At 47.6% G+C, this 15,344-nt stretch carries 13 protein-coding genes; 8 read left to right on the forward strand and 5 right to left on the reverse strand.

Annotated features, from left to right (window positions below; translation table 11 throughout):
• Window positions 1–161: 161 nt before the first annotated feature.
• Window positions 162–569: an allophanate hydrolase-related protein gene (locus tag QT992_RS08690; protein ID WP_333147357.1), complete on the reverse strand. Its 408-nt coding sequence runs from the start codon at window positions 567–569 to the stop codon at window positions 162–164.
• A gap of 437 nt (window positions 570–1,006) precedes the next feature.
• Here QT992_RS08690 and QT992_RS08695 point away from each other — a divergent pair, with 437 nt between their 5' ends.
• The 3 genes from QT992_RS08695 to QT992_RS08705 all read left to right on the forward strand — a co-directional run bounded on the left by QT992_RS08695 (window position 1,007) and on the right by QT992_RS08705 (window position 3,457).
• Window positions 1,007–2,245, forward strand: coding sequence for a Zn-dependent hydrolase (locus QT992_RS08695; protein WP_333315707.1), 1,239 nt, complete (start codon window positions 1,007–1,009; stop codon window positions 2,243–2,245).
• A gap of 172 nt (window positions 2,246–2,417) precedes the next feature.
• Window positions 2,418–2,921 carry a DUF4365 domain-containing protein gene (locus QT992_RS08700; RefSeq protein ID WP_333336033.1) on the forward strand — a complete coding sequence of 168 codons (504 nt, stop codon included), beginning with the start codon at window positions 2,418–2,420 and terminating at the stop codon, window positions 2,919–2,921.
• Complete coding sequence (locus QT992_RS08705) at window positions 2,918–3,457, forward strand: hypothetical protein (RefSeq protein ID WP_333315705.1); 540 nt, start codon at window positions 2,918–2,920, stop codon at window positions 3,455–3,457. The genes QT992_RS08700 and QT992_RS08705 overlap by 4 nt, the downstream gene beginning before the upstream one ends.
• A 94-nt stretch (window positions 3,458–3,551) precedes the next feature.
• Here the strand turns inward: QT992_RS08705 and QT992_RS08710 are convergent, their stop codons facing one another.
• Window positions 3,552–4,538, reverse strand: a complete 987-nt coding sequence (locus QT992_RS08710) for a DNA cytosine methyltransferase (protein WP_333336036.1) — start codon at window positions 4,536–4,538, stop codon at window positions 3,552–3,554.
• A gap of 152 nt (window positions 4,539–4,690) precedes the next feature.
• Here QT992_RS08710 and QT992_RS08715 point away from each other — a divergent pair, with 152 nt between their 5' ends.
• Entirely contained in the window at window positions 4,691–5,956 is a 1,266-nt protein-coding gene (locus QT992_RS08715; protein WP_333376833.1) for a folylpolyglutamate synthase/dihydrofolate synthase family protein, read from the forward strand.
• Between the two features lie 5 nt (window positions 5,957–5,961).
• Here QT992_RS08715 and QT992_RS08720 read toward each other — a convergent pair whose 3' ends face one another.
• The 3 genes from QT992_RS08720 to QT992_RS08730 form a co-directional block, all read right to left on the reverse strand.
• Complete coding sequence (locus tag QT992_RS08720; protein ID WP_333376835.1) at window positions 5,962–6,537, reverse strand: Uma2 family endonuclease; 576 nt, start codon at window positions 6,535–6,537, stop codon at window positions 5,962–5,964.
• Window positions 6,538–6,736: 199 nt separating this feature from the next.
• The gene (locus QT992_RS08725) at window positions 6,737–7,180 is read right to left on the reverse strand and encodes a retroviral-like aspartic protease family protein (protein WP_333376837.1); all 444 of its coding nucleotides are present in this window, start codon (window positions 7,178–7,180) and stop codon (window positions 6,737–6,739) included.
• Between the two features lie 333 nt (window positions 7,181–7,513).
• Window positions 7,514–8,797 carry a sugar ABC transporter substrate-binding protein gene (locus QT992_RS08730; RefSeq protein WP_333376839.1) on the reverse strand — a complete coding sequence of 428 codons (1,284 nt, stop codon included), beginning with the start codon at window positions 8,795–8,797 and terminating at the stop codon, window positions 7,514–7,516.
• 380 nt (window positions 8,798–9,177) lie between these two features.
• Between QT992_RS08730 and pilM the strand changes: the two genes are divergently transcribed.
• From pilM to QT992_RS08750, 4 genes are all read left to right on the forward strand, one after another.
• Complete coding sequence (gene pilM, locus QT992_RS08735) at window positions 9,178–10,272, forward strand: type IV pilus assembly protein PilM (protein ID WP_333315742.1); 1,095 nt, start codon at window positions 9,178–9,180, stop codon at window positions 10,270–10,272.
• A 420-nt stretch (window positions 10,273–10,692) separates the two neighbouring features.
• Entirely contained in the window at window positions 10,693–11,601 is a 909-nt protein-coding gene (locus QT992_RS08740; protein ID WP_333315698.1) for a PilN domain-containing protein, read from the forward strand.
• Window positions 11,598–12,398: a pilus assembly protein PilO gene (locus tag QT992_RS08745; protein ID WP_333315697.1), complete on the forward strand. Its 801-nt coding sequence runs from the start codon at window positions 11,598–11,600 to the stop codon at window positions 12,396–12,398. The genes QT992_RS08740 and QT992_RS08745 overlap by 4 nt, the downstream gene beginning before the upstream one ends.
• Before the next feature lie 479 nt (window positions 12,399–12,877).
• On the forward strand, window positions 12,878–15,289 hold the full coding sequence (locus QT992_RS08750) for an AMIN domain-containing protein (protein ID WP_333336052.1): 2,412 nt from the start codon (window positions 12,878–12,880) through the stop codon (window positions 15,287–15,289).
• The last annotated feature ends 55 nt before the right edge of the window (window positions 15,290–15,344 follow it).

Here is a 15,344-nt window from a genome sequence, read left to right on the forward strand (position 1 = left end):
CAAACAAACAGGCTTTCCGGCCTGTTCCACAAGAAATGAATTTTTTTGTGGGGTGGGCGTCTCGCCCGCCCAAACAAACAGGCTTTCCGGCCTGTTCCACAAGAAATGAATTTTTTTGTGGGGTGGGCGTCTCGCCCGCCCAAACAAGCCAGCGGAAAGGATTAATTTTGCCCTGTACTGGCTTTATAAGCGGCCCACCCACCTCGATCGGAAATATCTTCCCATTCATACTTCTGAACCAACTCCTGCGGGTACAAGAAAGCCGTCAACACTTCTCCATCATCCAAAACCACATCCGACGGATACATATGCGGCGGTTCCCCCCCTGCAAGCTGTTCAAATTGCTCTTGAGTTAATTCGTACACTTCGCCCGGAATTGATACACCGTCTGCAGCCACTTCATAAATAGCAGGATGCCAGCCATTTTCTGCCGAATGCAAGCGGTAAATCGGGCGAGTTTTTGCTTCTCTAATAAACTTCGCATCTCCGAGGTTGCTGTTGTCCGGCTGACCCCGTAGGGCAGAACCGCAAATGAAAACTCGTTTGACTGCAATTGCTGTTTGATTCATCACATACACCCGATAAAAAATTGTGTTTTTTCCTACTTAAGACTGATGCACAAACTCACTTTGTAGGGTGCGCCCAAGAGCCATTGGTGTCAACTTAAGACTAAAATTCTCTGTATATCTCGTTTTTATCGAAGTCTCGATCCCCCGCTCATCCCCCACCCCCCCCCTACCCCAAGGGGGGAAAGAAGGGGGACGAAAGAATTCTCTTGTCCCCCCCTTGAGAAGGGGGCTAGGGGGGATCGGGAAGACTGTAAACTCAGACGGTAGACTCGTATTACCTTTGACATTAAGTTGACACCAATGCCGAAGAGCACCTTATTCCTGGCACTGTCAAACCGCTCGACTTTTGTAAACAAGGCTACATTATGTCGCCGATTTAAATGCTATTGAATGCAGTATACAGCAATTAGTTACATCAATCAATAAAAGAACTTTAAATGACACTTACATTAACACTTGCAGTCAACGGCCCGCGCCTCAACCGCAGCATCGCCCAACTCGCCCAAATCGGCAAACTACCAGGAGGAGGCGTGAGTCGGGTAGCATTTACCAAAGCAGATTTGCTGGCCCGCCAACTCGTGGAATCTTGGATGGTAGAAGCAGGGATGACGGTTCGCATTGATGCGGCGGGAAACATGATCGGGCGGTATCCCGGAAAGCGCGAGTGTGCGGCCCTAGCCACAGGTTCTCACATCGATACCGTGGCCGTGGGCGGCCATTACGACGGAGTTTTGGGAGTTTTGGCGGGAATTGAAGTGGTGCGGGTACTGCACGAAAATAACCTATGCTTGGAACATCCGATCGAGACGATCGTATTTACCGACGAAGAAAACACCGTTATCGGCTGCAAAGCGATGGCCGGAAATACAGTCAGCGATGCGGCATATTACCGACGCAGCGACGGTACTTCCATTGAAACTTGTTTAGCACAAATTGGCGGAGATTGGTCAAAAATTGCACAAGCAAAACGCCATCCCCAAGAAATAGCAGCATTTGTAGAACTCCACGTCGAACAAGGAGGCGTTTTGGAAAGTACCGGCGATGAAATCGGCATAGTTCAAGGCATTGTCGGACAGTACCGCTATGCAGTGACGGTAACTGGCCGCCCGAATCATGCCGGTTCGACGCCGATGCGCGATCGCAAAGATGCGCTAGTAGCCGCCGCACAAATGGTGCTAGCAGTCAACAAGTTGGGAGTAGAAACACCGGGAGAACAAGTAGCAACGGTAGGTTACTTAAACCTGTCGCCGAATGCTACAAATATTGTACCGGGAAAAGTAGATTTTAAAATCGACTTGCGCGATATATCTCAAACTCATTTGGCAGAATTGTTAGTTAAAATGAAACAAGAGTTTAGGGCGATCGCGCTTAACACCAAAACCGAAGTTGAAATGATTGAAATGCTGCACGTATTGCCAACCCTAGCAGCAGCAAAGATTCAAAATGCGATTGCCGAAGTTTGCCGGGAATTAAGCTTGAGTTGCACGCATTTAATCAGCCGCGCCGGACACGACGCCCAAGAAATCGGACGGTTTGCGGATATGGGGATGATTTTCGTGGCTTCTCGCGGCGGCATCAGCCATGCAGAAGACGAATATACATCCCCAGAACAGTGCACTCAGGGAGCAAACGTGCTGTTACAAACCTTCTTGAAGCTCGATCGAATTTACGGCTAGGGCGATGGTTAATCTGCTTTCAAAGCGATGTATGGTGCGTGACTGTGAATAGATTTGGGCTTGTGTGGAAGGCATCTTGAGTCACGCACCGTAACTTTACATAACAGGGTTTTATAACCCGATTTGGTGTTATATCATTACTTTATGGCAACAAAATTGCAGTAGCATTTTAATGGATATCAACACCCAAAAAGAAGAATTCAGCTATGCTTACATTTACGCCGTGGCTTCAGCAGCCGGGTGCATCTGCCAGCGAACAACTACTCCTCTAGACCAACTGGGTGTAGACCTAATTATCACGGGAATCGCAGAAGCAGGTTTACCAAACTTTCCCATTCTTTACCTTCAAGTCAAATGTACTTCAAGAGATATCCTCAACGAAAACAGCCTTCGCTATCCCCTGAACATTAAAAACTACGAAGAATTGAGCACAAGCAATGCCTATCCTCCTAGAATTATAATTGTGGTCATTGTTCCCGATAGAGTCAATGACTGGCTGCAACAAACAGAAGCGGAACTCTGCTTAAAACGCTGCGCTTATTGGCTATCATTAGAAGGTGCCGCACCTACTGACAATCAAGAAACCATCACTATTTCAATACCCAGAACAAATATATTTTCGGCCCAGAGTCTGACAACTATCATGCAGCGGATTGCAACCGGGAGACAAATATGAATGTCACAATTAAAGATATTGAATTGCTCAAAAATCTCGAACCGGATCGAATCAGCTACTACTTAGAATCCCAAGGTTGGAAACAAGCGCAAAAAATAGGCGATCGGGCTATTATTTGGACAAGCGGCAATCTCAACCCAGAAACTCCTCAAATAGTTCTACCTTTAAATTGCAAGCTTCCCGACTTTCCCGTGTCAATGAACTTGATGCTAGAGACATTGGAGCTCATCGAGAATCGCTCTCAAATAGAAATTTTAGCCGACTTAATTACCGGAATTCCCAATACAACCATTCAGGGAGTCGTGATGCAAATTCAAACTCCCAATGCCGACAAATTAAGCGGCGAAATTACGTTTTTAGGTGTCATTGCCGACAAACTGCGGAAAATTCAAACCTCACTTGCAGACAAAGATTACATCCTCGCAATCAAAGCTTATCAAGAACGCTTGCCTTTCCTCTGTACGGGAGATTTAATCAAAGAAAATCAAACCTTTATCCTCAAAAATCCCCGCAATTTTACTTTAGATGATTTGTAATATCATGTCCGCTAGTATGGACGGGGCGGGTTTATATAATTTGTCGGTAATTATCAAATATTTCGGCGAACCCGCCCCTACAAAACTTTCCATGCTACAAGTGCGAAATATCCGCAAATATTTTATTCGCCAACATCCTCGCCAAATTCACAGGAACAGCATTGCCGACCATTTTGTATCCATCCGCAATATATTTGTACTTAAAAATAAAGTCATCCGGGAAAGTCTGAACTCTCGCGCACTCTCGCACAGAAAGCCGACGGTAAGGCAGAGGCGAATTGGGGTCAAAAATGCGTTTGTCTTTGCCAACCAAAATCATTTTACTAGCTTGAGGATGCAGAGGCGCGTGTCTGCCGCTTGCCTGAATTGTAAAAGAAGGTTCTGACCAACTTCTAACTCGATTGCGCGACATATAAATGCTCGAAAACCCCAAATCCGCACATTCGTGATTTGGGACAGAATCGTGATAATTATCTAATTTAGCCTTAACTGACATAGGGGCGGCCTGCAAATCAAAAATTGCATCTTTCAGCGTCAAAACCTCGGTTCCCGGTTCGGGAAACTCAAAACCCAAACCCAGAGTTTCCCGATAACCAACAACAATCACCCTTTGCCTATCTTGCGGAACACCAAAATTTTTAGCATTTAACAACTTGTACGAAACCCGATACCCGATTTCCTCAAACTGCGATAATATATAAGTGAAAGCATCCTTGTTTCTGGGAGCTAAGATTCCGCTAACATTCTCAGCTAAAAAAAACAAAGGCTGCTTGTCCCGCACAATTCTGATATACTCCCAGAAAAGTTGACCCCGACTGTCATCAATCCCCCGTTTCGCCCCGGCTTCACTCCAACTTTGACAAGGAGGGCCGCCGATTATCCCAATACAGTTGGGAATTTCATCAGATTTGATTTTTCTGATATCTCTGCGATCTAAAATAGTTTCAGGATGATTGAAATTATATGTATCCCAAATAGACTTATCATATTCATTCGCCCAAACAGCATTAAAGCCAGCCAAGCGAAAACCCAAATCCAACCCCCCACAACCCGAAAACAGAGAAATAATATCCAAAGCCACCTTTTTTCATCCGCAATAAATACAATAAATCAATTATAAACCTCTCTTTTCTTAGATATCTATCTCTTTCTTCTCTCACTCTGCGCCCTCTGCGCCCTCTGCGGTTAATAAAAAAAATATAATTCACACACAAACAGAACTTATCATCCTCAATGAATGCAGAATCCATCCTCCAATCTTACCAACACTTCGGCGTACACCTCGGCCTAAAAAGAATTCACCAACTTCTCCAAAAACTAGACAATCCCCACAAACAAATACCCATTATCCACATTGCCGGCACTAATGGCAAAGGTTCCGTTTGCGCTTATCTCTCTTCCGTACTCACAGAAGCAGGCTATCGAGTTGGGCGCTACACATCCCCGCACTTAATCGATTGGACAGAAAGAATTTGCATCAACCAAAAACCGATTTCCCCAACAGAATTGCAACAGTGTCTAGAACGAGTTGTTGCCGCCACCGAAAACAACACCGAAACTCCCACTCAATTTGAAATAATCACCGCCGCAGCTTGGCTGTATTTCGCCGAACAAAAAGCAGATATTGCAGTGATAGAAACTGGATTGGGCGGTAGATTAGACGCGACTAACGTTTGCGAAACACCTCTCGCTAGCGTCATTACTTCTATCAGTCTCGAACACTGGCAAATACTCGGCCCCACCGTGGCAGATATTGCTGGGGAAAAAGCGGGAATTCTTAAAGCAAAATGTCCGGCAGTTATCGGAGAATTGCCAGAATCAGCTAGAATAGTAGTAGAAAAACGCATTCAAGAATTAGACTGTCCGGCAACTTGGGTAAAACCAGCAATAGATTTAGGACAAGGATTCGCAGAATATCAGTTAAATCAAAATGCGGTTAAAATAAAATATCAATTGCCGCTGCTGGGAAAAATTCAACTAATGAATTCAGCAATTGCGATCGCAACTTTGCAAACTCTCCAAAACCAAGGATGGCAAATTTCCCCAACCGCGATCGAAAACGGTATCGCCAAAACCCAATGGCCCGGAAGACTCCAGCAGACAACTTGGAAAAGCCGCAATATATTAATTGACGGCGCGCACAACCCCGCCGCCGCTATCGCCCTGCGTGAATATGTCGATCGCCTGAACAATCACCCGTCACCGATTAACTGGGTAATCGGCATTCTTGCGACTAAAGACTGCGATGATATTTTGAAAGCATTACTCAAAAAGGGCGATCGACTTTACCTAGTACCCGTACCCGATCACAACTCATCATCACCCGCAGAATTAGCCACCCTAGCTCAAATTATCTGTCCCGAATTAACACTCTGTCAAGCCTTCCCCGACTTAACAACAGCTTTAGATGCTGCTGTTACAGGTGACAACCTAACAATCCTTTGCGGTTCCCTTTATCTCGTCGGCTATTTTCTGCAACAACAACAATCCCAAGCTTAAACGCATCAGAATTGTGTTTCTTCCTCAGTAAAGATAGGAGGCCACAATTCCGAAACGGGCAATTCCCAACCGGGAAAAAGTTCTGCTACTGTTAAGATATCGCCATTTCCTAAAACAGTCGGTTCACCTGTAGAGCGATAAATAGTCACTGTTTCTTCATCAGGATCGATCAGAATTCCAACGATCGCACCCAGTTCTATAAACTTCAAAACCTTGGTTTCTATAGGCTTAATGCGATCGCTCTGAGATTTAATCTCAACCACCAAATCGGGGACAAGTTCTCCAAAATAACGCGGACTTTGGCGCAAGCGGGCGGCGCGCACAAAAGAAACATCCGGTGCTTTCACATTCGTATCCGGCATGATGAAACCGCCTGCGGAGTCAAAGACTCTCCCCAAGCGACGGGGATAAACCCAGTTACCCAGCAAGCGAATCAAAATACTGCTGATTTCACTGGATACGATGTCTGATGGCCCCACAATTGAAAGTCTCCCGTCTTCTAGTTCAATTTGGTAATCTAAACCCGCTTCGGAAAAAAGGGTTTGAACTTGGTTTAAATCTTTGAGTGTCATCGCTGGCATAAGAATTTTCTCCTATTCCGATCTGAGCTTTGATTTTAACACAAGTCAAATTTATGAATATTTGAGGAATTCAGGCTATATTCCTACAAATCATCAATCAAGCTGCATTCAGAAAGAGGCTCGCACGGGATAAATAAATTGATTTTTTGAGAGGGGCGATCGCTCTTGTCAAGGACAATTGCCTCAAAAAATGAATTTCCTACAAAATCGTCAAATATGTTTCAGTTGGACTGATAGGCAAAGGCTTCAAAATTTGTTTTTGCAAGTCTATTTCTAATCCCAATGCTTCTAAAGGTATCACGCCCAAAAGCGCATCTTTACCTCCCGGTAACTCCAAGCACTCGAAAGTTCCTTCCCGATCGAACATCGATATGGTAGCATCTCGAAAAATTTGGGCTTTACCAATACCCATTGCGGTTGCTACGTCCACTTCTTTCAGGAGTTTCAGTCCCAGTTGGGCGATCGCATCTGGCGGCAGACACAACGTAGTTGCTCCCGTATCTACCAATACATTTTTGAGGGTGATCGAGCGAATTTGGTCTAGTGAAATTGTCCCATCTTCTGCCCGAATTTGGTCGGCTCGATTAGTGATTGTCAGAGTGGCAAAAACTTTTCCCATTACGTTGTTGCTTTTAATTTGCATATTTGTCTCCTACTTAAGCGTCGGAGTTATTACGTACTTTAATGGTAACTTATATGCAGGTGCGATCGCCCGGAGCGACAAACATTGTCCTTAGTTGTTTTAATAGGTACAGGACTTATAGCAATTTTTAGGTTCGTCGTCAGGACATTAGTCCTAATCTTTAACGACTAATGTCCTGACTCGTGACTACGAACTTAATTATGATAATAACTTAAAAGCTAATATATGCCTATATATGGCGACACAGATTCCCATTCTTTAATAATACGTCAAGTAGCAAAAAAAAGCAAGGGGCGAGATCAAAAAAAATCCCGCCCCAGCTTCAATTAAAAACTACCTTTGATCCCAAGCCTTAGCCGCCTCAGCCACAGCTTGATCTACCGACTTTTCATCCAACATTGCCGCCTGCAAATTGTCATAAATCGCCTTTTGCAGCTTCTTAACATCCTTCAAAGGCGGAATCAATAGCTCGGCGGAACTCAACCCAGAAGCACTAACAACGCGAGCTCGATCGGCAGCAAGAGCATCAGCAGAAACTGTCTTAAAATAATCGTCCTGCAAAGCCTCAACCGTAGAAGGCAAAACATTAGCAGCCTTAGCAAAAGCCAACTGATTTTGAGAATTAGTCACGTACAAAGCAAACTTAACAGCATCATCAGGGCGCTTGCTGTCGCGGGGCACAACCAAATTCATCACCGCCACAGTCTTCTTGCCTGTTTCCCCCGTAATTTGAGGCGCAGCAGCCGAAACAGCACCAATACTCGGCGCATTCTCAGCAATAGCCTTCAAAAACTGAGGCCCGGAAGCTAAAAAAGTAGTTTCCCCAGCTTGATAAAGCTCGATCGCCCTGCGATGTCCCTGCACCAAAACATCCTGTGGCAAAAGTCCGTTCTTGTACAAATCCACCCAATACTGAAAAACAGCTTTGCCCTTAGCAGTATTAAAAGCAGCCTTACCTTTCGCATCAACCAAAGGCACACCCATCTGCACGAAAGATTGCAAAACCTCCGCCGAATCTTCCGGCACAAAAGTCACAAAAAAAGCAAACTTACCAGTCTTCTCCTTCACCTGCTTCGCAACAGTTGCCAACTCGGCATAAGTAGCAGGAGGCTTAGCAATTCCAGCCTTCTTTAACAACTCCGTATTGTAAATTGTCACCCCAGTCGTGAGATACCAAGGAATGCCAAAAGTCTTGCCGTCGAGTACACTAGCTTTCCAGATATTTGGGAGATAGAGCTCGCGAACTTGCTGCGGAATTCGAGAATCCAAATCCAGCCAAGCATTGCGCCCCGCCAACAGCGAAGCAAAATCGGGATTTAGGTTAACCACATCCGGCGCAGTTTTCGCCGAAACAGCCCCCAAAATCTTGCTTTCCATCGCCGACCAAGGAACGTCCACCCAGCGCACCTTCACCCCCGGATTTTGGGCTTCAAAACCGGCGATCGTCTTGTTGAAATACTCAGTAAACTGAGGTTGAAGCTGCATAGTCCAGAACTCGATTTCCTGCGTATTATTTGCCTGGGAATTAACAGCCGGCTTGCTGCAACTCACCACCGCAGCCAGCAGCAGCCCCACCAGCCCAAAAACAGCAAAAAGTTGCCAAGATTTACGTTTCATAGAATAAAATTTGAGAGTTATGGGAACCGTCAGACAAAAAAGCGCTCGCCCGAATCAAGCGCGATGAGTCAGTAACAGAGTTTTGTACCTGGGCCCAGGAGCGAGATAGTCGGTTTTTGTGCAGAATCGGCGGGTTTTCGGTCGATCGAGCTGGAATTTATTGACATTCGCACCAGAATAGCTATTGTCAAGTAAATTGGATAGCATAAAATCGGAACTAGCGATCGCGCAACACAGACTGAGCTGCGTAGCTACGGCGGGATACCGAGATTACAGCACTCTGGCGGCAGTTGGAAACCAACCCTCCAACAGGCCTGCGCGCTGAATCAGGCTGGCCAACTACAAAAGAAAAAAATAGCAATTACCGGCGACCCAATCACATGGTTAACTTTTTCAAAGGTCTACTTTCCCAACGCCAGCCAGGAATCGGGATCGAAATAGCCCCAGACCGCATCAACATCATTCAGCTCGAAAAGAAAGGTCAGGCATTAAAATTAGGCATCCTAGCCTCAATAGAAGTTCCCGAAGACATAGTACAAGAAGGACAAATAGTCGATCCGCCAGGAATGGCAGAACTAATAAAAGCCGTCCTCGCCGAAAACAAAATCAAAGCCAAGCGAGTAGCCACAGCCATTCCCGGCCGCGAAGCCGTCATCCGCCTCATCCCAGTTCCCGCAGAGCTCAACGAAGAAGAACTGCGGGATTACATGAACGCAGAAGCAGGACTTTACTTGCCGTTTCCCAGAGAAGACGCCGACGTAGACTATCAAAAAATAGGCCTATTTGTAGATGACGACGGAGTAGAAAAAGTGCAAGTCGTGTTAGTAGCAACCCGCAGAGAAGTTACCGACACATACATCGAAACCTTCAAAGAAGCCGGACTGATTATAGACGTACTAGAAGTAACCAGTTTTGCCCTAATCCGCACCCTCAAAGACCAACTGCAACAATTTTCCTCCCAAGAAGCAGCAGTTCTGACCGCCATAGAATTTGACAGCACCGAGTTAGCTATAGTAGTGGACGGCATACCTCAGTTCAACCGTACCATCCCGATCGGCACCTACCAAATCCAGACCGCCCTCAACCAAGCCATGAACCTGCCGCCAACCAGAGACACCAGCGAACTGCAAGGCATGACCCTGCCAGTCACAGATACAATGGGCGCGTCGGGAGACGCCAATCCGGGAACAAATGCGATGATAAAAGTATTGGGAGAACTAGCAGACGAACTGCGCCGCTCAGTAGATTTTTACCTCAATCAGAGCGAAGAACTCGAAGTAGCGCAACTGCTGCTAGCAGGCCCGGGAGCTGCGATCGGCAAACTAGACGAATTTTTTATGCAAAGATTAAGCTTGCCCGCATCTCAAGTCGATCCCATCGAAACCCTAGGACTCGAAATCAGCCAAGAAATTACCCCAGAACAGCGAGCAGGTTTAGGAGTCGCCCTAGGTTTAGGACTAAGGGAGGTTATGTGACCTAACAGTTTTAGATGAGAGAAAAACCGAGGTGAGAATTTTAGGTAAAAACCCCTTCCAAAAGAAGAAGGCAGAAAGCAGAAGGTAGAATATTGGAGGTAGAAGATAGAAGGTAGAAGGTAGAAGGTAAAAGGTAGAATATATCAGAGGTAGAAGCAGCCCCTTCCTTCAGTAGAAGGCAGAAAGTTGTTTCTTTCTTCCCTAAATAAATCCTTCACTTGTACCAGCAATCTTGGGTTCTGTCTAAAATCTAAAATTTCCAATTTAAATCTATAGCAACAGCCAAGACTGTTAGAACCTTCTTAATTGCTGAAACATAAGCGGTAGATGACTTTTTCCTTCTACCTTCTACCTACTACCTACTACCTTCTACCTTGTGCCTTCTGCCTTCTTCCTTCTGCTATAAAATCGAGTGAAGCCATGTACAGCCTAGATATTAATTTTCTCAACGACCGTCCCGACTACAAACCCGTTGCGACCAAAAGCCCAGCTAAAAAAAGTTCCGGTGGAGCAAAAGACCAACTGCCCATATATGGGGCAGTGCTGTTTGCCTTTGGCATCAACGCCGCAGTCATGGGCGCCTGGTGGTTGGCGACTAACGAAAATACCAGCTTGGCCAAAAAACAAGAAGCCATCGACCAAGAACTTGCCAAGTTAAACACTCAAGCCAACACCATCAAAGCCATCAACGCCGAAACCGACCAAGTTACCGCCGAATACAAAGCATTAGCCGGAGTATTCGACCAGATTAAACCTTGGTCGGCGATGCTGCAAGACCTGAGTGTCCGCACTCCCGCCGGAGTGCAAATTGCCAAAATCGAGCAAATCGACCCAAGTCCCTCCCCCGTTGCAGCAGCACCCCCTCCCCCCGCAGCCACCCCCGCAGCCAGCCCGTCCCCAGGGGCGAGTCCGTCCCCAGCCAGCCCTACCCCGGCTGCCGCTCCCCCCCCGCCCGTCGTCCCGCAGCAGGCAGCAAAAGTACAAATTTCAGGGATAGCCAGTACCTTTGCTCAAGTTAACGACTTTATGTTGCTAGTCCAGCGCTCTCCTTTCTTCCTCAATACTGACACCCGACTGCTAGCAGCGACCTTAAAAGACAACCCGGCACAAGTACAATTGCGGAACCAAAGTGCAGCAGGAGTAACAGAACTTCCCAAACTGCGGAAAGTGGTGGAATATAAAATTGAAACGACGCTCAGCCCGACGGGGGCCTCCGAGTTGCTCCCCGAGCTGCGAAGCAAGCAAGCAGACGGGCTCGCAATACGCATAGAAACACTTCAAGAAAAAGGAGTGCTAGAACCACAAAAACCAGAGGTGAAAAAACAATGACATTAGCAAATGAGTATGGTCCTAGCGGACAAGCAGAAGATACAGGGGCTAAGGAAATATTCGGCATTAAGCTGACCCCCCAAGTCCAAGCAATCGGCATAGCAGTTCTCGGACTCGTTATTGCCGGCGGCCTCGGCTACCAGTTCGTACTTCCCGAATTCCAAAAAAGCGACGCATTCAAGCAAAAACTTAGCGAAAGCGAGCAAACGCAACTGCAATTGCAAACTCAAATTCAAAAAAAGGCAGAAGCAGAAGCCAAGCAAGAAGAAGCAAAACAGCGCCGGGCCAACGTGACGGCAATGTTTGCCAGCGACGCCACCGCCAACACGCTTTTGCTTGACATGACCCAACTCGTTAATAGAATCAACGCCGGCGTGCAAGGAGATGACCTCAAGGCTAAAATTACCAAATTTGAGCCGGATATGCCCCCAGCAGCAGCAACCGCCACGCCGGGAGCTCCAGACCCTGATATTCTGGCCGATAGCTCCTTCGGGGCGTCCCTGGCTGGCAAGCTCAGACGCAAAAAATTTAAGGTAGAGTTTGAAGGCACTTTTGATCAAACCCGCAATTTTATGCGTAACTTGGAGTTGATGCAGTCGCTGTTGGTAGTTAGGAATTTGAAATCTGAATTGCTAGCATCAAATCAGCCAATTGAAGTTGATTTTTTGAAAGGGAAAATAGTTCCTGTGGAGCAACCGCCAACTAAAATTAAAACTGCTTTTGACTTGCACGCGCTGCTGCCGCTAAAGCAAGAAGAAAAACCGCCAACTCCGGCTCCGAATCCTGGTGCTAAGTAGCGGTAGTTGGGCGGATAGATATTAGCTATTGTTCCCAACTTGCTCTTTCACAAGAAAGGAGAAGGCAGAAGGTTGAATTTTGAAGGGTGAAGGTAGAAGTCAAAAAATTATGAATGCCACAAAAATATTTTTTATATGGCACTCAACAATTTGCTCTAAAACCTAATTTCTTCTAATACCAGTTTCTCAAAGTAATGGAACTGTATAGAAATCCTTGTAGAAGTCGTAAATTTTTTACCCCACCCCAACCCTCCCCTTACAAAGGGGAGGGAGTAAGAAATCCACAAATGATGCGAGGATTGCTGTAGGATAGCTTCTAACCCTGATATCATCAGTTATTCCCTATCGAAAATAGAAAATCGAAAAGGGCATAAATTCTTCCTTCAAAAAGGCTCGAACCCTTGAATATTTTAGTCAGTTTAGCAGCTAGCGACAAAAGACTGCGAACAACAAATACAAATTGTAGTTGAGGAGAGAACGTGAAACAGCATCTACGGTTAAGTGGAGGACTCTTATGCAGCGTTGCAGGAGTTCTGATCGCGCAAGCCCCCGTCTCGGCAGCGCCGACTCAAGTCACAGGAGTGCAAGTAAGTCAAGCCAATAATGGCGTAAATATTGTCCTGGCTACAGAAAAGGGCGATCGCCCGCAAGTTTTCGCCATCAATAACGGCAATACTTACCAAGCCACAATTATCAACACCCAGCTCCGCTTGCCACAAGGCAACAGCTTCCGTCAAGATAACCCCGCTCCGGGAATTTCTTCAGTAGAAATCAGCCAGGTAGAGGCTAACAGCATCCGCGTTGTGGTAGCCGGCACCAACGGAGTTCCCAACGGACAAATTGTTCCGGGACAAGGCCAAAGCATCGTCCTCAGCGTTGCCGGACAGGGGGGTACAGCACAGTCCGCCCAAACAGCACCTCCGCCGCCTCCGGGACTGCCGCTGAGCCAAACAGCTCCCCCGCCGGCTCCCCAAGTCCGCACCTCGCAAAACCCAGGCGTGCTGCTGCCAAATCCCGAAGTTACTGTTACCAGAAACGATCGCCCCCCCCTCCCCAGCGAAATACAATCCCAGACAAATCAGGCAGCGCCTTTCCAGCCGCGGGCCGTGGCGCCGCCCTTGGGAGATATCGCGGTGTCTAACATCGCCCCTGGCGTCGGAAATATTGAGCTGAGTTCGGGAGAACGCATCCCCCGCTTGGTGTTGCGGGATGCCCCAGTCCGGGACGTTTTGGCTCTGCTGGCTCGCGCTGCAGGCTTGAACATTGCTTTTACAGGCGGCGGGGCCCCTGCTCAACCGGGCCAGCCCGCAGTGCCCGGTCAGCCAGGAGCCTCCGGCTCTGATGAAGGGCCGAAGATTTCTTTGGACATCGAAAATGAGTCGGTGCAAGATGTCTTTAATTACGTGCTGCGGCTCAGCGGGCTGCAAGCTAACCGCCAGGGGCGGACAATTTTTGTAGGGACTAGCTTGCCGATCGACTCGCGCAATATTATCATTCGGACTCTGCGGCTCAATCAAGTTCGCTCTACGGATGCGGCTAACTTTTTGAGCGCTCAAGGCGCGGAAACTCAACTGCCGATTACTCGGGTGACTATTCAAAGCGTGGGCCAGGGAAATGCGGCGCGGGATGTGGAAATTAGGGAACCCGACATTAAGGCGATCGGCGCTAGGGACGGCACCGGGCCGCTCTTGCTGAGGGGACTGTCGGTGCTGGCGGATTCTCGGCTCAATTCCATCACTTTGGTGGGCGACCCGCGCAAAGTTGACATGGCTGTGGCTTTCTTGACACAGCTAGATTTGCGCCGCCGTCAAGTGGCTGTCAACGTCAAGGTGATCGATATCAACTTGTCGGGAAACAACACCAGTAACACCAGCTTCTCTTTCGGGATTAATGACAGTTTCTTCGTCAATGACGGCGGGGCGGCGATCGTCAATTTTGGTGGTATTAATCCGCCCGACAGGAATACTACACTTGGGGGCATCGCTAATCGAGCGATTATTGAGAACCGAGACATTCCCCAAGAATTCAGGGGTGATACTTTCTACGATGCGAACGGTCGGCGTATCGTGCCGTTGACAGGTCAATCTCTAGGTCCAGGTCTACCCCCCACCAAAGGTGTGTTCCTCCAGCCGACAGCCCCAGTGACTAATGACCCCACGCGAGTTGGAATTACGGATTACGAGCCAGGCTCGGCGACCGGTTCGGGAAGTGCGCTTTTTAGTCAGTTCCCGCTGTTCCAATATCCAAGACGTTTTCTGTCCAACCTGCAAGCAAGTATTACCACCCAGAATGCCAAAATCCTGACTGACCCGACTTTAGTTGTCCAAGAAGGGGAAACGGCGAATGTGAATATCACCGAAGAAGTGATCACTAACATTCGATCGGAATCGCAGACAACAGCAGGTCAAACTACCAGAACGGTGACGGCAGAAAAAGGTCAGGCAGGTTTGCGCTTGGGAGTGGCGATCGATCGCATCGACGATAACGGTTTTGTCTCTCTGCGAGTCAACCCAATCGTCAGTGCGATCGGCCCGTCTCGACCCCTGAGCACTGGCGCAGGAGAAAATAACAGTATCACCCTGCTGGCTGAGCGCTCTTTGCAGTCGGGGCTAATTCGCCTGCGGGACGGTCAGACTTTGATTTTATCGGGGATTATCCGCGACCAAGACCGGGTTACAGCGACGAAGATTCCGATTTTAGGAGATTTGCCGATTATCGGTTCGCTGTTCAGGAGCACTAATAAGATCAACGAGCGGGCGGAAGTGATTGTATTGCTGACTCCGCAGATTTTGGATGATAGCGATCGATCGAACTTTGGCTACCAAAACAGCATCAGCCCCGACGCGCGGCAAATGTTGCAGCGCAGTCAGCCCGTGCAGCCGAGACAGTAGGAACAAAGGAAGAAGGCATTGCTGTCAACTTTCCACGCTTTTTCCCCTGAGTCCG

This window comes from Microcoleus sp. T3_D1 (assembly GCF_036700405.1).
Classification (GTDB): domain Bacteria; phylum Cyanobacteriota; class Cyanobacteriia; order Cyanobacteriales; family Microcoleaceae; genus Microcoleus.

Coding starts and splice junctions, on each gene's coding strand:
- QT992_RS08690 (WP_333147357.1), bottom strand. CDS start 569: ATGAATCAAACAGCAATTGCAGTCAAACGAGTTTTCATTTGCGGTTCT.
- QT992_RS08695 (WP_333315707.1), top strand. CDS start 1,007: ATGACACTTACATTAACACTTGCAGTCAACGGCCCGCGCCTCAACCGC.
- QT992_RS08700 (WP_333336033.1), top strand. CDS start 2,418: ATGGATATCAACACCCAAAAAGAAGAATTCAGCTATGCTTACATTTAC.
- QT992_RS08705 (WP_333315705.1), top strand. CDS start 2,918: ATGAATGTCACAATTAAAGATATTGAATTGCTCAAAAATCTCGAACCG.
- QT992_RS08715 (WP_333376833.1), top strand. CDS start 4,691: ATGAATGCAGAATCCATCCTCCAATCTTACCAACACTTCGGCGTACAC.
- QT992_RS08720 (WP_333376835.1), bottom strand. CDS start 6,537: ATGCCAGCGATGACACTCAAAGATTTAAACCAAGTTCAAACCCTTTTT.
- QT992_RS08725 (WP_333376837.1), bottom strand. CDS start 7,180: ATGCAAATTAAAAGCAACAACGTAATGGGAAAAGTTTTTGCCACTCTG.
- QT992_RS08730 (WP_333376839.1), bottom strand. CDS start 8,797: ATGAAACGTAAATCTTGGCAACTTTTTGCTGTTTTTGGGCTGGTGGGG.
- pilM (WP_333315742.1), top strand. CDS start 9,178: ATGGTTAACTTTTTCAAAGGTCTACTTTCCCAACGCCAGCCAGGAATC.
- QT992_RS08740 (WP_333315698.1), top strand. CDS start 10,693: ATGTACAGCCTAGATATTAATTTTCTCAACGACCGTCCCGACTACAAA.
- QT992_RS08745 (WP_333315697.1), top strand. CDS start 11,598: ATGACATTAGCAAATGAGTATGGTCCTAGCGGACAAGCAGAAGATACA.